The 15,666-nt window shown below is 72.1% G+C and carries 12 protein-coding genes; 5 read left to right on the forward strand and 7 right to left on the reverse strand.

Annotated elements, in window-relative coordinates; translation table 11 throughout:
- Nucleotides 1-18: 18 nt before the first annotated feature.
- From ACI2LY_RS11975 to ACI2LY_RS11990, 4 genes are read right to left on the reverse strand one after another with little or no spacing between them, the layout of a single operon-like run.
- Nucleotides 19-1,110 carry a hypothetical protein gene (locus ACI2LY_RS11975; RefSeq protein ID WP_404707044.1) on the reverse strand — a complete coding sequence of 364 codons (1,092 nt, stop codon included), beginning with the start codon at nucleotides 1,108-1,110 and terminating at the stop codon, nucleotides 19-21.
- A 47-nt stretch (nucleotides 1,111-1,157) separates the two neighbouring features.
- Nucleotides 1,158-2,096 carry an N-acetylneuraminate synthase family protein gene (locus tag ACI2LY_RS11980; RefSeq protein ID WP_404707045.1) on the reverse strand — a complete coding sequence of 313 codons (939 nt, stop codon included), beginning with the start codon at nucleotides 2,094-2,096 and terminating at the stop codon, nucleotides 1,158-1,160.
- A gap of 11 nt (nucleotides 2,097-2,107) precedes the next feature.
- Nucleotides 2,108-3,346 (reverse strand): cytidylyltransferase domain-containing protein, encoded by a 1,239-nt coding sequence (locus ACI2LY_RS11985; protein ID WP_404707046.1) that lies wholly within the window; start codon nucleotides 3,344-3,346, stop codon nucleotides 2,108-2,110.
- A gap of 32 nt (nucleotides 3,347-3,378) precedes the next feature.
- On the reverse strand, nucleotides 3,379-4,689 hold the full coding sequence (locus tag ACI2LY_RS11990; protein ID WP_404707047.1) for a DUF6716 putative glycosyltransferase: 1,311 nt from the start codon (nucleotides 4,687-4,689) through the stop codon (nucleotides 3,379-3,381).
- A 198-nt stretch (nucleotides 4,690-4,887) separates the two neighbouring features.
- Here ACI2LY_RS11990 and ACI2LY_RS11995 point away from each other — a divergent pair, with 198 nt between their 5' ends.
- The 3 genes from ACI2LY_RS11995 to ACI2LY_RS12005 are packed head-to-tail and all read left to right on the forward strand — an operon-like array spanning nucleotide 4,888 to nucleotide 8,345.
- Nucleotides 4,888-5,865: a glycosyltransferase family 2 protein gene (locus tag ACI2LY_RS11995; RefSeq protein ID WP_404707048.1), complete on the forward strand. Its 978-nt coding sequence runs from the start codon at nucleotides 4,888-4,890 to the stop codon at nucleotides 5,863-5,865.
- Nucleotides 5,862-7,196, forward strand: a complete 1,335-nt coding sequence (locus tag ACI2LY_RS12000) for an alpha-2,8-polysialyltransferase family protein (protein WP_404707049.1) — start codon at nucleotides 5,862-5,864, stop codon at nucleotides 7,194-7,196. The genes ACI2LY_RS11995 and ACI2LY_RS12000 overlap by 4 nt, the downstream gene beginning before the upstream one ends.
- A gap of 42 nt (nucleotides 7,197-7,238) precedes the next feature.
- Nucleotides 7,239-8,345 carry an acyltransferase family protein gene (locus tag ACI2LY_RS12005; RefSeq protein ID WP_404707050.1) on the forward strand — a complete coding sequence of 369 codons (1,107 nt, stop codon included), beginning with the start codon at nucleotides 7,239-7,241 and terminating at the stop codon, nucleotides 8,343-8,345.
- 1 nt (nucleotide 8,346) lies between these two features.
- Here the strand turns inward: ACI2LY_RS12005 and ACI2LY_RS12010 are convergent, their stop codons facing one another.
- Entirely contained in the window at nucleotides 8,347-8,997 is a 651-nt protein-coding gene (locus ACI2LY_RS12010) for a TetR/AcrR family transcriptional regulator C-terminal domain-containing protein (RefSeq protein ID WP_404707051.1), read from the reverse strand.
- A gap of 83 nt (nucleotides 8,998-9,080) precedes the next feature.
- Between ACI2LY_RS12010 and ACI2LY_RS12015 the strand changes: the two genes are divergently transcribed.
- A complete protein-coding gene (locus tag ACI2LY_RS12015; RefSeq protein ID WP_404707319.1) occupies nucleotides 9,081-10,445 on the forward strand; it encodes an FAD-dependent monooxygenase in 1,365 nt (454 codons plus the stop codon).
- A 1-nt stretch (nucleotide 10,446) separates the two neighbouring features.
- On the opposite strand, the gene leuE is transcribed toward ACI2LY_RS12015, so the two are convergent.
- Nucleotides 10,447-11,097 (reverse strand): leucine efflux protein LeuE, encoded by a 651-nt coding sequence (gene leuE, locus ACI2LY_RS12020; protein ID WP_388996469.1) that lies wholly within the window; start codon nucleotides 11,095-11,097, stop codon nucleotides 10,447-10,449.
- A 130-nt stretch (nucleotides 11,098-11,227) separates the two neighbouring features.
- Between leuE and ACI2LY_RS12025 the strand changes: the two genes are divergently transcribed.
- Nucleotides 11,228-14,089: a COR domain-containing protein gene (locus ACI2LY_RS12025; RefSeq protein ID WP_404707320.1), complete on the forward strand. Its 2,862-nt coding sequence runs from the start codon at nucleotides 11,228-11,230 to the stop codon at nucleotides 14,087-14,089.
- On the opposite strand, the gene ACI2LY_RS12030 is transcribed toward ACI2LY_RS12025, so the two are convergent.
- Nucleotides 14,068-15,648, reverse strand: coding sequence for a methylmalonyl-CoA mutase (locus ACI2LY_RS12030; protein WP_404707052.1), 1,581 nt, complete (start codon nucleotides 15,646-15,648; stop codon nucleotides 14,068-14,070). The genes ACI2LY_RS12025 and ACI2LY_RS12030 overlap by 22 nt on opposite strands.
- Between the last annotated feature and the right edge of the window lie 18 nt (nucleotides 15,649-15,666).

Consider the following 15,666-nt stretch of genomic DNA (forward strand, 5'->3'; position numbering starts at 1 on the left):
GCGCGCAAGGGCTGACGCTCAGGTCCCCGGCACCACCGTCGTCAGCCGGTGGGTGTCGCGGGCCGTGCCCGTCACCCCGGACAGGAATCCCTGGGCGCGGGGTGAGGCGTGGGCGGTGAGCCAGGCGGGGTCTATGTCGCAGACCGCCACACGGACGCCGGTGCCCTTCAGGGCCAGCGGGAGGGTGTGGACGACCGTGGAGGGGAAGCTCAGCACGGTGCTGCCGATCGGGCCCCGGCGGGCGATCAGCTCCAGGGGAAGGTCGGGCCGGACGATCTCCAGGCCGGTCTCGATGGCCAGCCGGTGCAGTTTCGGGGTGCTCTCGCGGCGGTGGGCGAAGTAGCGGGTGGCGCCGTGCGCCTTGGCCAGGGCCTGTACGGCCGCGAGGTAGCGGTCGGCGTCGACCACGCCGGTCTCCACCAGGGAGGTGCCGACCACGTCCGCGCTCTTCGTCACGCGGGGCGGACCGAAGCGGGCGCGGGTCCAGGCGAAGTCGTTGGCGGTGACCGTGACGCCGTCCGGGGTCTCGGTCACCGGCATCGCGGAGAACACCTCCACACGTCGGCCGCCGCTCGGGGTGAGACGGCGCCGGGCGGTGGCGGCGACCGGGGCGAAGAGCAGGTCACGGGGTCCGGGCGGGCCGCCCTTGCGGTGCCAGCGGACCAGGCGTTCGCCGCGGGCGAGCTGGGCGACGAACTCCATGGTGGCGGTGCCGTCGTCCACCACGACCAGCTCGGGCGCCCGGGTGATGGTGAGCAGGAGCTGTACGTAGCGGGAGAAGGGGTCGCCCATGACGATCCGGTCGGCCCGTCTGAGCGCCCCGGCCAGCCCGCCGACGGTGTGGAAGGGCGCGCTCGCCCCGCCCCGCGCCTCCTCCCAGCGCACCTCGTACCCCTCGTCCCGGGCGAGGTCGGCCATGCGGCGCAGCTGGCCCCGGGTCATGGGGTCGGTGGGGGCGAGCACGACGAGCGTCAGCTCCGCCCCGGCCCCCTCGCGCGCGGGCACCCCGCCCGCGTGGGCCCACTCCAGTACGTTCAGCAGTTGCACCGGGCTCTCCACGAAGGCGAGCGTGCGGGCAGCGGGGCCGGGGTGTCCGGCGCGAGAGCTCATGGCGGGTGGTGACCGTCCCGTCGTAGTGCGGTCGGGCGAGGAACGGGTCAGACCGTGACCGGCTCGCCCGCGGCGGCGGCGATCTCCGCCTCGGCGACCACGCCGGAGACCCGGCGCAGCTTCTTCATCGGGCCCAGCTCGGAGTCGTAGACCTTCTTGACGCCGTCGCCGAGGGACGCCTCGATGGCGCGGATGTCGCGGACCAGGCGGACCAGGCCCTGGGGCTCGACGGAGGCGGCCTGGTCGGAGCCCCACATGGCGCGGTCGAGGGTGATGTGGCGCTCGACGAAGACGGCGCCGAGGGCGACGGCGGCCAGCGTGGTCTGCAGGCCGGTCTCGTGGCCGGAGTAGCCGATCGGGACGTTCGGGTACTCCTTCTCCAGCGTGTTGATCACGCGGAGGTTCAGCTCCTCGGCCTGCGCCGGGTAGGTGGAGGTGGCGTGGCACATCAGGATGTTGTCGCTGCCGAGCACCTCGACCGCGTGCCGGATCTGCTTCGGGGTGGACATGCCGGTGGAGAGGATCACCGTGCGGCCGGTGGCGCGCAGGGCGCGCAGCAGCTCGTCGTCGGTGAGGGAGGCGGAGGCCACCTTGTGGGCGGGGACGTCGAACTTCTCCAGGAAGGCGACGGCCTCGGTGTCCCACGGGGAGGCGAACCAGTCGATCCCCTTCTCCTCGCAGTACGCGTCGATCTGGCGGTACTCGTCCTCGCCGAACTCCACGCGGTGGCGGTAGTCGATGTAGGTCATCCGGCCCCAGGGGGTGTCGCGCTCGATGTCCCACTGGTCGCGCGGGGTGCAGATCTCCGGGGTGCGCTTCTGGAACTTCACGGCGTCGCAGCCGGCCTCGGCGGCGGCGTCGATCAGCTTGAAGGCGTTGTCGAGGTCGCCATTGTGGTTGATGCCGATCTCGCCGGTGACGTAGACGGGGCGGCCGGGACCGGCCTCGCGCGAACCGAAGTTGCGGATACGGGAGTTGGTGCTCATCAGGGTGTTCCTTACTTGCTGGGGGAGGTGGGGAGGGTGTCGAGGGAGGGGCCGAGGAGCCAGCCCGCGATCTCGCGGATCGCGCCGTACCCGCCGGGGACGGTGGTGACGGCACGGGCGGCGCCGCGTACGGCGTCATGGGCGTCGGCGACCGCGACGGGCCAGCCGACGAGGGCGAGGCAGGGCAGGTCGTTGACGTCGTTGCCCGCGTAGAGCACCCGCTCGGGGGCGATGCCCTGTTCCTCGCACCACTGCTTGAGGGCGAGGTCCTTGCGGTCGATGCCGTGCAGCACCGGCAGCCGGAGCTTGCGGGCGCGGGCGGCGACGACGGGGTTCTGCTCGGTGGACAGGATCAGCACCGGCACCCCGGCGCGGCGCAGCGCGGCGATGCCGAGCCCGTCGCCCCGGTGCACGGAGACGAACTCCCGTCCGTCGGTGTCGATCAGCACCCGGTCGTCGGTCTGGGTGCCGTCGAAGTCGAGGACCACGGCGTCGACGTCGTCGCGGGTGGGCAGCGCGCCCGCCGGGACGGTGTCGAGCAGCGGGGCCAGCGCGCGGGCGCGGGCCAGGTCGTGCGGGTCGTCGATCTCCAGCACGCGGGCCGGGTCGGTGCGGACCAGCTCGGTGCGGCCGAAGAAGCGGTGGCCGTGGGTACGGAAGCCGGTGACGTCCATCGCGTAGGCGGCGCCGGTCTCCAGCAGGTCCTGGGGGCGGTCCTGGCGGCGGGGGCGTACGGCCTTGTCGTGGTTGACGCCGAAGCCGCCCTCGTCGGGGACGCCGTCGCGCCAGACGAAGCCGTGGAACGGGGCGACGGTGACGGCGGTGTCGGCACCCTCGTGGGCGACCGCCCCGGCGACCCGGCCGATCTCCTCGCCGAGCAGGAAGGGGCTGGTGCACTGCACGAGCAGCACCACGTCGACGGCTGTCCCGGTCCGCTCCTCGAAGGCGTCGAGGGCGTGCAGCACGGCGGCCTCGGAGGTGGCGGTGTCCCCGGCGATGGCGGCGGGCCGGGTGACGACCTCGGCTCCGGCCGCGCGGGCCGCGGCGGCCACGGCCGCGTCGTCGGTGGAGACGACGACATCGGTGACGGCGGGGGCGGCCAGACAGGCGCGCACCGCGCGGGCCACCAGCGGCACGCCGCCCACGGGGGCGAGGTTCTTGGCGGGCACCCCCTTGGAGCCGCCGCGCGCCGGGATCACGGCGAGCACCCGGCGCTGCGGGTCGCCCGGATCGGCGGGCCAGTGGGTCATGGGTTCTGCTCCTCGATGTGGGGTGGGGGTGGTCACAGCTCGCCCATCCGCCGGATCACCGGGGCGACCCGCTGGACGCCGTGCCGGTAGGCACCGCGGGCGGCCCGGCGCACGATCTGCCGGACGGGTCCGGCCTCCGCGCGGGTGGCGGGGCTGCCGGGCAGCGGGGCGCCGTCGGGGCCGAGGTGGTGGCGGGCGAGGATGCCGGGCAGATAGCCGGGCGCGGTCTCGGGCGTGTAGTAGGGCTCCAGCGGCGGCAGCGCGCCGGACCGCTCCAGCAGGGCGGCGATCCGGGCGCGGGCCGCGTCGAAGGCGCCCGCGTACGAGCCGTCGGCGGCGACCCCCTGCCGGGCCAGCCACTCCGGGTCGGGCTCCGGCCGGTGCCCGGCGTCCAGGCGGTCCCAGGAGGTGAGGCAGCCGGAGCCGAGGAAGTGGTGGTTGCCCAGCGCCTCGCGCACCCCGAGGTCGGTCAGCACGGCCGTCGGGATGCGCCGGTGCAGGGACTCCAGGGCGGCCGTGGAGCTGACGGTGACCAGCAGGTCGGTCCGGTCCAGCACCTCGCCCATGTGCCCGTACACCAGACGGAAGTTGGCGGGCAGCTCCCGCCCCCGGACCAGCTTCTGGTACGGCAACTCCTCGATGTGCGTGGTGTGTTCGCCGGGCTTGGAGCGCAGCTTGAGCAACACCTCGCGTTCGGGGTAACGCCGAGCGTGCCCGATGAGCCGGTCCAGCAGGTAGGTACGGTCCGCGCGGTTCTCCGGTACGGAGGGCTGGGCGGCGAACGTCACCGTGCAGGGCGCCCGTTCACCCGCGTACGCCTCCCCGCCGAGGAACGGCAGCGCGACCCCGGTGACCGCGTCGGCGTCCGCGCCGACCCCCTCGTACACCGCCCGGAACCGGTCCGCGTCCTGGGCCGAGTTGGCGAGGACGAGGTCGGCGCCGTGCCGCAGCAGCAGGCCGTCGGCGAGCTTCTCGTAGACGACACCGACATAGCCGGTGACGACGACCGGGCGCGGGCCGCTCCCCCAGGCGTGCTTGAGGCCGTGCAGCATGGCCTGCACCCCGCCGCCGACCAGGGCGAGGACGAGGATGTCGTAGGACTCCCCGGTCATGGCGCGCAGGAACTCCGCGCCGGTGACCTCGCGGAGCGAGTCGGCGGTGGCGCCGGTCTCGGCGAGCTGGCGGGGTGTCGGGGTGGCCCGGCCCCGCAGGAGGTAGCCGTCGAGGCGGATTCCGGCTTCGGCGGGAGCGATACGGCGCGCGGTGAGCGCGCCCCACTTCCACCGGGTGTCGGAATCGGCGAGGACGGCGATCCGCGGGGACTTCGTTGCACTGGCTGGCACACCGAGGACGCTAGGAAGCGTTTCGTAGGTGCGGCCCAACCCGAACTCAACAAACGGTTAACAGCACATCGACGAATGGGGATTCGGGCCTCAATCGACCCTCGGGAAAACCCGGTTCACGGCTTCGCCACGCGTCGTTCACCCGGTATCTAGACGAGCGTCGACCCGAATGCCGGGCCCCGCCCTAACGTCCTCGGCGTGGTCAAGCTCTCGGTCATCGTGCCGTTCTACAACGTGCAGCAATACGCGCCGGACACATTGAGGAGTCTTCGTGCGAACGCGCGGGACGATTACGAGTTCATTCTCGTGGACGACTGTTCCCGCGACGGGACGCCCGGCATCCTGGAGCGCGCCGAGCGCGAACTGCCGGGTGCCGTCGTGGTCCGGCACGAGCGCAACGGCGGTCTGGCGACCGCCCGCAACACCGGCCTGGACCGGGCGCGCGGCGAGTACCTGACGTTCCTCGACGGCGACGACTGGCTCGCCCCCGGTTACTACGATCAACTGGTCGCGCACATGGACGAGTTGGGATGCGACTTCCTGCGCACCGACCATGTCCAGTGCACCGCGCGGGCCCGGTCCGTGCACCGGGTGCCGCACGGCCGGCGCGGTGTCGTACTGGACCCGAGGGCGGCCATCCTGCCCGCGGACCGGTCGACGTCGGTGGACTACGCGTACGCCTGGGCCGGGATCTACCACCGGCGGCTCGCGGAGCGCGGGCTGCTGCATTTCACGGACGGGCTGCGTACGGCGGAGGACCGGCCGTGGATCTGGCGGCTGCACCGGGAGGCGGAGTCGTTCGCCGTGGTGGGGCTGCTCGGCGTGTTCTACCGGCGCGGGGTCGCCTCCTCGCTGACCCAGATCGGCGATGTCCGCCAGCTCGATTTCCTGCGCGCGTTCGACCAGGTCATAGCGGAAACGGCCGCCGACCGGGACGCGAAAGAACTGCTGCCGAAGGCCGTGCGCACCTATTGCGCGATCATTTCCCACCATCTGGGAAGCATCGAAAGGTTCGAGCCCCCGGTGGCGAGAAAACTGAAATCCCTGAGCGCGGCCGCCCTCCGTCGCATGCCGCAGGACGTGCTGAACGAGGCGCTGGACTCGATGGACCTCGCCCGCGCCACCCGGCTGCGCCGACTGCGCCGCCGCCCCTCCCCCGCCGGGGCCGCCGCATGACCACCCAGATCTTCCAGGCGTCCACGCTGTACGGCGTGGCCACCCTGGCCGCCGCCCTGGACTCCGGCTGCTTCGCCCCCGCCGACCGGCGCGTCCTGCTGGTCTGCAACAACGCGGCGACCCCGGAGACCACGCCCCCGCTGGACGAGATGCCCGGCTTCGAGCGGCTGCGCGACCGCTTCGACGACGTGCTCTCCTACAACGAGACCATCCACCCCTTCCACCCCGGCGGCTGGCTGCCCCGCGTGGACGACATGCCGCTCTGGCAGCGGTACTTCCGCCACGAGTGGCAACTAGGTGACGCGCCGGTCGAGTTGGCGGTGGAGTCCATCCAGGTCAACCCGTCGCTGGCGCTCGCGCAGATCTTCACCGGCGCCCCGGTCACGGTCTACGCGGACGGCCTGATGAGCTACGGGCCGACCCGCAACAAGATCGACCCGCTGGTCGGCACCCGCGTGGACCGGCTGCTCCACCTCGACCTCGTACCGGGCCTGGAGCCGCTGCTGCTCACCGAGTTCGGGGTTCCGGCCGAGATCGTGCCGGCCGCCGCCTTCACCAAGGTGCTGGCCGAACTCACCTCCACGGGAGACGAGTTGCCCGCGATCGAGGAACCCGCCCTGCTGCTGGGCCAGTACCTGTCCGCGCTGGACATCCTCACCCCGGACGAGGAGGAGGCGCTGCACGTCCGCATGCTGCGGGGCGCCGTCCAACTGGGCCACACCCGCGTGGTGTTCAAGCCGCACCCCACCGCACCGGCCCGCTACGCCCGCACCCTGGAGGAGGAGGCGGAGCGGCTCGGGGCGGACCTCACGGTGCTGGACACCCCGGTGCTGGCCGAGGTGCTGTACCAGCGGATGCGCCCGGCGCTGGTCGTCGGCTGCTTCTCCACCGCCCTGCTGACCGCCGCCACGCTGTACGGCCTGCCCGTGGCGCGGGTCGGCACCGGCACCCTGCTGGAGCGGCTCGCCCCGTACGAGAACAGCAACCGGGTGCCGGTCACCGTGGTCGACGCGCTGCTGCCCGGGCTGGGCGACCGGGCGGCGGTCACCGAGGGGAGGCGCGGGATGGAGGTCGCCGAACTGGGCGAGCTGGTACGCGCGGTGGGCTTCGCCATGCAGCCGAAGATCCTGCCCCGGCTGCGGACCGAGGTGGAGGGCTTCCTCGCCCGGCATCTGGACCCGGCCACCCTGCGCTATTTCAAGCGGCGGCGGCTGACCGTGCTGGGGCTGCCCGGCGGGGTGCCCGCGCAGCTGGCGTTCATCCCGCGCAACGCGACCGTCCGCCGGGTGGCGCGCCGGGCACGCGGGCTGCGCCGGACCGCCCGCGGCTGAACCGCCCTCCCACCGACCGACTCGATGCCAAGGACTGTGCAGATGACCGCCACCTCGCCGCTGGCCCCGCCCGCCGGCCTCTCCCAGCCGGTCGCCACCGGGGGGCGGGGGCGGCTGCTCGCCCTGGACGGGCTCCGGCTCGTGGCCGCGCTGATGGTGTGCCTGTACCACTACGCCGGGCGCGGGGGCACGATCTCGGAGTCCTGGCACCAGAGCCCGTCCGCCGTCTTCCCTCGGCTCTCCCAGATCGCCCCCTACGGCTGTCTGGGCGTGCAGTTCTTCTTCGTGATCAGCGGTTTCGTGATCTGCATGAGCGGCTGGGGCCGCACGCTCGGCGACTTCTTCCGCTCCCGCGTGGCCCGGCTGTACCCCGCGTACTGGGTGGCGCTGGTGCTGGTGACGGCCGCGGCCTTCATACTCCCGGTGGTGGTGCGTCCGGTGCGGGCGGACGAGTTCCTGGTCAACCTGACCATGCTCCAGCAGCCGATGGGCGCCTCCCGGGTGCTGGGCGTGTGCTGGACGCTCTGGGCGGAGGTCCGGTTCTACGCGCTGTTCGCCCTGTTCGTGGTCTGGCGCGGGGCGACCTACCGGCGCGTGGTGCTGTTCGCCTGCCTCTGGACGCTGGCCGCCGCGATCTCCACCACCGCGGGCAACGCCCTCACCGACGCCGTGGTCATGCCGGAGTACGCGCCCTTCTTCATCGGCGGCCTCGCCCTCTACCTGGTCCACCGCTTCGGCAGCAGCCCGCTGCTGTGGGGCCTGGTGGCGATGTCCTGGCTGCTCGGGCAGAGCGCGGCCGTGCGGGGGCTGTGGCATCCGGGGGCGCAGGGCGACTTCACCCGGCATCCGGTGGTGATCGTCGCCGTGGTCACGCTGGCCTTCGCCTCGGTGGCGGCCGTCGCGCTGGGCTGGACGCGCTGGGCGTCCTGGCCGTGGCTGGTGACGGCGGGCGCGCTGACGTACCCGTTCTACCTGGTGCACGAGCACCTAGGCTGGTTCGCGGTACGGGTGCTGCACCGGGGGCTGGGGCTCGCGCCCTGGCCGACGCTGGGGCTGACGGTGGCGGGGATGCTGGTGCTGGCGTGGCTGCTGCACCGGTTCGTGGAGAAGCCGTTCGGGCCCCGGCTGCGCCGGGCGCTGAAGAGCTGAGCTACCGGATGCCGTACGCGGCCTCGATCCCGGCCACGATGAGCTTCAGGCCGTCCTCGAACTGCTCGTCGTAGTCGTCGAAGAGCAGCTTCCCCACCTCGGCCGCGAGCGGGAACTCGGCCAGGCGACGGGCCCGCTCCTCCACGTCGTACCCCTCGCGCCGCTCGCCGGGCAGCGGGCGTACGCCCTGTTCCTCGGTGACGAAGCCGATGGTGTACATGTTCGCCGTGCGCATCGCCTGCACCGCCTGGGCCAGGGTGAAGCCCGCGCCGGTGAAGACGCGCAGGTGGGACTCCATCGCGGGGGCGTGCTCGGTGCCGGTGAAGCGGGAGCCGCTGAAGACCTTGGCGCCGTCGCGGTAGCCGGTCAGCGCGGTGCGCAGGCCCCGGCAGGCCGCCAGCAGCCGTTCCTGCCAGGTGTCGGCGGGGTCGAGCACCGCACCGGCCGCCATCCGCCGGTACATCTCGGTCGCCATCTCGTCGAGCAGCGCCTGCTTGTCCTTGAAGTGCCAGTACAGCGCGGGTGCCTTGACGTCCAGCTCGCGGGCGATGGCGCGCAGGGTCAGCCCGTCCAGGCCGGTCTCGTTCAGCAGCCGCAGCGCGGTGTCGGCGACCTTGCGGCGGTCGAGGGGGGCGCGTCGTTCCGTACTCACGCTTGACAGCTTAACAACGTTAAGGGCACGCTCGTGGGCGACGGCACTTAACGGCGTTAAGGAGGCTTGCCATGAATGCCCCGATGGGTGTGGATGTGCTGGTGGTGGGGGCCGGTCCGACCGGGCTGACCCTCGGGGTGGATCTCGCCCGGCGCGGGGTGACCGCGCTGGTGGTGGAGCGGGCGGACACCCTGTTCCCCGGCTCGCGCGGCAAGGGCGTCCAGCCGCGCACCCAGGAGGTCTTCGACGACCTCGGCGTGCTGGACGCGATGCGCGCGGCCGGTGGCCCGTACCCGCCCCGGATGATCTGGCGGGACGGCGAACAGGTCGGCGTACGGCCGATGTTCGAGCCGGTGGAGGCAACCGAGGGCGCCCCGTACACCGACCCGCTGATGGTCGCCCAGTGGCGCACCCAGGAGGTGTTGCACGCGCGGCTGACCGAGCTGGGCGGCCGGGTCGCCTTCGGCCATGAGCTGACCGGCCTAGACCAGGACCCTGAGGGCGTGACCGCGCGCTTCGCGGACGGTACGACAGTCCGCGCCCGGTACCTGGTCGCGGCCGACGGGGGCCGCTCGGCGGTCCGGCGCGCGGTGGGGATCGGCATGACCGGGGAGACGGTGGACCCGAGCCCGTTCCTGGTCGCGGACGTCCGGGTGCGCGGGCTGGACCGGGAGTACTGGCACGCCTTCCCCGGCGCGGACGGCACCGGTCTGATGCTGTGCCCGCTGGCCGGTACGGACGACTTCCAGCTGGCCGCGCGGCTGCCCGAGGGCGAGACACCCGACCTCTCCCTGGAGGGGCTGCGCAAGCTGGTGGGCGCCGGTACGCATCTCGACCCGGAGGACGTGACCGAGGTGCGCTGGGCCTCGGAGTTCCGGCCGCGCGCGGCGCTCGCGGACCGGTTCCGGGCGGGCCGGGTGTTCCTCGCCGGGGACGCCGTCCACGTGCACTCCCCGGCGGGCGGGCAGGGCCTGAACACCAGCGTCCAGGACGCCTACAACCTGGGCTGGAAGCTGGGCGCGGTACTGCGGGACGGCGCCCCGGACGCCCTGCTCGACACCTACGAGGAGGAGCGCCGCGCCAACGCCGCCGCCATGCTGGACCTCTCCACGGGGGTGCACCGGGGCGAGGTCCAGCGGGGGAAGGCGACGGTCCAACTCGGCCTGGGCTACCGGGAGTCGTCCCTGAGCGAGGACACCCGGCCGGAGCCGACGGAGCTACGCGCGGGCGACCGCGCCCCCGACGGCACGGTGAACGGCGTCCGCCTCTTCGACGCCTTCCGGGGCCCGCACTGGACCCTCCTGGGCGCCGAACTCCCCGGCATACGCTCCCTGCCCGCCGCGTACGGCCCCGGCGTCTACCTGATCCGCCCCGACGGTTACGTGGGCTGGGCAGGCGACTCGACCGAGGGCCTGGCCCGCTATCTGGAGCGGGTCGGCCTCGGCTGACCTAGCCCGCCGCCAGCGACAGCTTCACCGCGAAGCCGAGGAAGAGCACCCCGGCCGCCGAGGTGGCCGTCGCCGACAGCCGCCTGCGGCGACGGAACGCGGCGGCCAGCTTGGTGCCGCTGAAGATCAGGGCGCTGAGGTAGAGGAAGCTGGCGATCTGGGCGAAGGCGCCGAGCACGACGAAGGACAGGGCGGGGTAGGCGTAGGCCGGGTCCACGAACTGGACGAAGAAGGCGACGAAGAACAGGATCGCCTTGGGATTGAACAGGCTGACCACCAGCGCCCGCCGGAACGGCCGCTCGACCTCCGGCCCCTCCTCCACGGCCTCCGCCACGACCGCCTCACGCCGGGTCCGCCACATCTGCCAGGCCGCCCGCAGCATCCCGATCGCCAGCCAGGTCAGATAACCGGCCCCGGCGTACTTCACGATCCCGAACAGCACGGCATTCGCCTGAAGCAGCGACGCCACCCCGGCCGCGGACAACGTCATCAACACGGTGTCCCCACACCACACCCCGGCGGCCGCGGTATACCCCGGCCTGATCCCCTTGCGGGCGGCCACGGAGAGCACATAGAGGGAGTTGGGCCCCGGAAGCAGAATGATGAGCAGCAGCCCGGCCAGGTAGGCGGGGAGATCGATGACACCGAACATGGGAGCGAGTGTCGCACGCTCGGCGGCCCCGGCTTGAGTCTGTCCAAACACCGGACCTGCGGCTGCCCAATGTCTACATTGAGTGCCTGGTCGGTGCGGTGCGCAAGGGACGAACGGGGCGGTGCGACGCGTGGAGTCGGTCGAGGAGGGCTACGCGAGGGCCCTTGAGCTCATTCGGGAATGCCGGGAGACAGGGAACGTTCACCTCAATCTCTCCGACCTTCAGTTGCGGTCGATTCCGGAAGAGGTGGCCAGCCTGACTCACCTCCAAGAACTGATTCTCAACTCTAACAATTTGACGGTGTTGCCCGACTGGATCGGCCAACTCAGCTCCCTCACACACCTCCTCGCCAGCCGGAACCAATTGGAGTCTCTGCCGGACTCGCTGGGTGACCTGACCCAGCTCATTCAACTAACCCTCGATCAGAACATCATCCGGACGATTCCGGACGGCGTCGGCAATCTGACGCAACTCACTTTCCTGGAACTGAGGGACAACCGACTGCGTGCTCTTCCCTCCGAGCTGAGCCGGCTGGAAGACCTCGAGATACTCGACCTGGGCGGAAACCGCCTCACCGAACTACCCGTGGGCCTCGCCGCCCTGCGCCGACTCGAGCACCTGACCCTCGCGGGCAACCCCCTCACCAGCCCGCCCCCGGAAGTAGTGGCCGCCGGAGCCCGCGCAGTGATCACCTTCCTCGCCGAGACCCAGGAAGACCCCGTCCGCCAGTGGTCCTCCAAGGTCGTCGTGGTCGGCGAAGGCCGGGTCGGCAAGACCTCGCTGCTGCGCGCCCTGCGCGGCGAGAACCACAACCCGAACGAGGACAGCACGCACGGACTGACCGTCGGCTCCCTGGACATGCCCCACCCGCGTCCGCCCGCCGGTGAGAGCGTGGACATGCGGCTGAGCACCTGGGACTTCGGGGGCCAGGAGATCTACCACGCCACCCACCAGTTCTTCCTCACTGACCGCTCCCTCTTCCTGCTGCTGTGGGACGCGCAGATCGGCTGGGAGGGCAGCAAGCTGCACTACTGGCTCGACATGATCAAGGCCCGTGCGCCGCATGCCCCGGTCGTCCTGGTCGCCACCCACCTGGGCCCGCGACCGCCGGACCTGCCGCTGGAGGAGCTGCGGGAGACGTACCCGGGGCTGATCGTGGAGAGCCTCAGCGCGGACAGCGCCAGCGGAGAGGGCGTGGAGGACGTACGCGAGGTCATCCGGCAACAGGTCGCCGGCCTCCCCCTCATGGGCGTGACCTGGCCGCGCACCTGGCTGCGCGCCGCGGACGCCGTACGGGCGGCCGAGGACAAGCACATCACCCCCGAGGCGCTGGGCGGCCTGCTGGCGGAAGCGGGTGTGCGCGAACCCTCCCACCAGGCGTCGCTGACCGCCGCCCTGCACAGCCTCGGCGACCTCCTCCACTACCCGGACGACGAGGAACTCTGCGACCTCGTCGTCCTGCGCCCCCAGTGGCTGACCGCCTACATCAGCCGCGTGCTGGACTCCGAGGACGTGCTGAACGAGGGCGGCCTGTTCCGGCACAGCTTCGGCAACACGCTCTGGCTGGACGTCGAGCGGTCGATGCGGCGGCACCTCATCCGGATGATGGAGAACTTCGACCTCTCCTACCGGACCGAGGACCGGAAGGCGAGCCTCGTGGTGGAACTACTGCCGTGGAACCCGCCCTCCTACCAGGAGGACTGGAACTCCCCGGAGCGGCTGGAGCAGCGTGAGCTGCGGCTCAAGTACCGCCTGCACACGGTCCCGCCCGGCATTCCCACCTGGTTCATTGCCCGCGAGCACCGCTTCTCCACCCCCGTGCGCTGGCGCTCCGGCGCCCTGCTGAAGCATCCGGACGGCGTGCACACGGCGCTGATCACGGTGGACCGGCACGCCAAGACCGCCGAACTGCGCGTACGTGGCTCGTACCCCCACGACTTCTTCGCCGTGCTCAAGGACGGCTTCGAGCAGACCCTCCAGCGCTACCCCGGCCTCGACATCACCCGTCTCGTACCGTGTCCCCACCGCGACGAGGACGGCACGGCCTGCCGCCACGAGTTCCGGCACGAGCAGTTGCGGGCGCGGCTGGACCGCCGTCCCCCGCTGGAGACCATCGAGTGCCCCGAGCACCTGGAGGAGGTCGAGGTCGCCTATCTGCTCCAGGGCATCGAGCGCCCGGCCGCCGATCAGATGGCCGACCAGGTGCTGGAACGGCTCGACCGGCTGGAGATCGTCGGGCAGCGACGGCACGACGAGGTGCGCGGCGGCCTCGAGCAGGCCCGTGCCGAGGTCTCGGCCATGGTGGCCGAGCAGCAGCGCGGCTTCCTCGACGTGCTCCGCCGCGAGCAGAGCCGGACGGAGGCGGTCTGCCCGAGCGTGCTGTGGGTGCGGCGCGTGTCGCGCCGGGAGGCGGGCCACCGGCTCCGGCCAGGCGATGTCTTCCAGCTGCACCTGTGCTGCGAGGCCCCCGGCGAATGGCACCTGCTGGACGATGTGGACCCGTACGAGCTGCCCGCGAGATCGGAGTTCACGGACACGGTGCTGCCGTACGTGCATCACACGCTCAAGGTGCTGAAGTACGTCGTCCCCGTCTTCGGCGCCGCGCTCGGGACGGCCTCCGAGGACCTGAGCAAGGTGATGAAGGACGACCTGGAGCTCATGAAGGCCCTGCTGGACGGGCTGCCCGATGAGACCCGCAGGCAGCTCAGCGACCGGGAGTCGCGTTCCACGGTGATCGCGAACGACCATGCCGAGTACCGGGAGATGTTCGCCCTGCTCAAGCAGCTCGACCCGGAGGAGCGCTGGGGCGGGCTGAACAAGGTCACGACGCCCGAGGGTCCGACCTACTGGCTGTGCGCCAAGCACGCGCGCTTCTACCGGCAGGGGGTCCTCGGCGTGGGCACCGGCCGGGAGACGGTAGCGCTGCCCGCGCAGGCGGGCGGCACACCCGCGCTACCCGCACCGGGCGGTCAGAACGCGTCCACCGGCTGATACGTCCCCCACACCGACCGCAGCGTGTCGCACACCTCCCCCAGGGTGGCGTGGGCGCGCAGGGCTCGCTTCATCGGGGGCAGGACGTTGGCCGTGCCCTCGGCCGCCTCGCGTAGTTCGGTCAGGGACGCGGCGGCCGCGGGGCCGTCGCGGTCGGCGCGGAGGCGGGTCAGGCGGGCGCGTTGGTGGGTCTCCAGGGCGGGGTCGACGCGGAGCGGGGTGTAGGGCTCCTCCTCGTCGAGGCGGAAGCGGTTCACGCCGACGACGGTGCGCTCCCCGGATTCCGTCTCGCGGGTGATCCGGTACGCGTTCCGCTCGATCTCGCCTTTCTGGTAGCCGAGCTCGATGGCCGTCTCCGCGCCGCCCAGTTCCTCGACCCGGCGCAGCAGTTCCAGCGCGGCCCGCTCCACGTCGTCGGTGAGACGCTCCACCGCGTACGACCCGGCGAAGGGGTCGACGGTCGCGGGGACGTCGGTCTCGTGGGCCAGGACCTGCTGGGTGCGCAGGGCGAGGCGGGCGCTCTTGTCGGTGGGGAGCGCGATGGCCTCGTCGAAGGCGTTGGTGTGCAGGGACTGGGTGCCGCCGAGGACCGCCGCGAGCGCCTGTACGGCGACCCGGACGAGGTTCACCTCCGGCTGCTGCGCGGTGAGCTGGACGCCCGCGGTCTGGGTGTGGAAGCGGAGCATCCACGATCTGGGGTCGCGCGCCCCGAACTCCTCCCGCATGATCCGGGCCCACATCCGGCGCGCGGCACGGAACTTGGCGACCTCCTCCAGCAGGGTCGTACGCGCCACGAAGAAGAAGGACAGGCGCGGCGCGAAGTCGTCCACGGCCATGCCCGCCGCGAGCGCGGTACGGACGTAGGCCACGGCGTCCGCCAGGGTGAAGGCGATCTCCTGCGCGGGCGAGGCACCCGCCTCCGCCATGTGGTAGCCGGAGATGGAGATGGTGTTCCAGCGGGGCAGTTCGCGGGCGCAGTACGCGAAGAGGTCGGCGGTCAGCCGGAGGGAGGGGCGGGGCGGGAAGATGTAGGTGCCGCGCGCGATGTACTCCTTGAGGATGTCGTTCTGGACGGTGCCGGTCAGGCGGTCGCCCGGAATCCCCCGCTCCTCGGCCACCAGCTCGTACAGGAGCAGCAGTACGGCCGCCGGGGCGTTGATCGTCATCGAGGTGGAGACCCGGTCCAGCGGGATGCCGTCGAACAGCTCCCGCATGTCCTCGATCGAGTCCACCGCCACCCCGACCCGGCCGACCTCCCCGCGCGCGAGGGGCGCGTCGGAGTCGTACCCCATCTGGGTGGGCAGGTCGAAGGCGACCGAGAGTCCGGTGACGCCGTGGGCGATCAGGTCGCGGTAGCGGGCGCCCGACTCGGCGGCGGTGCCGAAACCGGCGTACTGGCGCATGGTCCAGGGGCGGCCGGTGTACATGGTCGGGTACACGCCACGGGTGTACGGGTACGCGCCCGGTTCGCCCAGCTCGGTGGCGGGGTCCCAGCCGGTCAGCGCCTCGGGGCCGTAGACCGGCTCGATCGGCGTGCCCGACTCCGACTCTCGCGCCATGGCTGCCTCCGGGGCGAC

The organism is Streptomyces sp. NPDC002176 (assembly GCF_044903645.1).
Taxonomy (GTDB): Bacteria; Actinomycetota; Actinomycetes; order Streptomycetales; family Streptomycetaceae; genus Streptomyces.

Excerpts from the sequence above, each read along its gene's own strand:
- ACI2LY_RS11975 (WP_404707044.1), bottom strand. The coding sequence starts at position 1,110 with ATGAGCTCTCGCGCCGGACACCCCGGCCCCGCTGCCCGCACGCTCGCC.
- ACI2LY_RS11980 (WP_404707045.1), bottom strand. The coding sequence starts at position 2,096 with ATGAGCACCAACTCCCGTATCCGCAACTTCGGTTCGCGCGAGGCCGGT.
- ACI2LY_RS11985 (WP_404707046.1), bottom strand. The coding sequence starts at position 3,346 with ATGACCCACTGGCCCGCCGATCCGGGCGACCCGCAGCGCCGGGTGCTC.
- ACI2LY_RS12000 (WP_404707049.1), top strand. The coding sequence starts at position 5,862 with ATGACCACCCAGATCTTCCAGGCGTCCACGCTGTACGGCGTGGCCACC.
- ACI2LY_RS12005 (WP_404707050.1), top strand. The coding sequence starts at position 7,239 with ATGACCGCCACCTCGCCGCTGGCCCCGCCCGCCGGCCTCTCCCAGCCG.
- ACI2LY_RS12015 (WP_404707319.1), top strand. The coding sequence starts at position 9,081 with ATGGGTGTGGATGTGCTGGTGGTGGGGGCCGGTCCGACCGGGCTGACC.
- leuE (WP_388996469.1), bottom strand. The coding sequence starts at position 11,097 with ATGTTCGGTGTCATCGATCTCCCCGCCTACCTGGCCGGGCTGCTGCTC.
- ACI2LY_RS12030 (WP_404707052.1), bottom strand. The coding sequence starts at position 15,648 with ATGGCGCGAGAGTCGGAGTCGGGCACGCCGATCGAGCCGGTCTACGGC.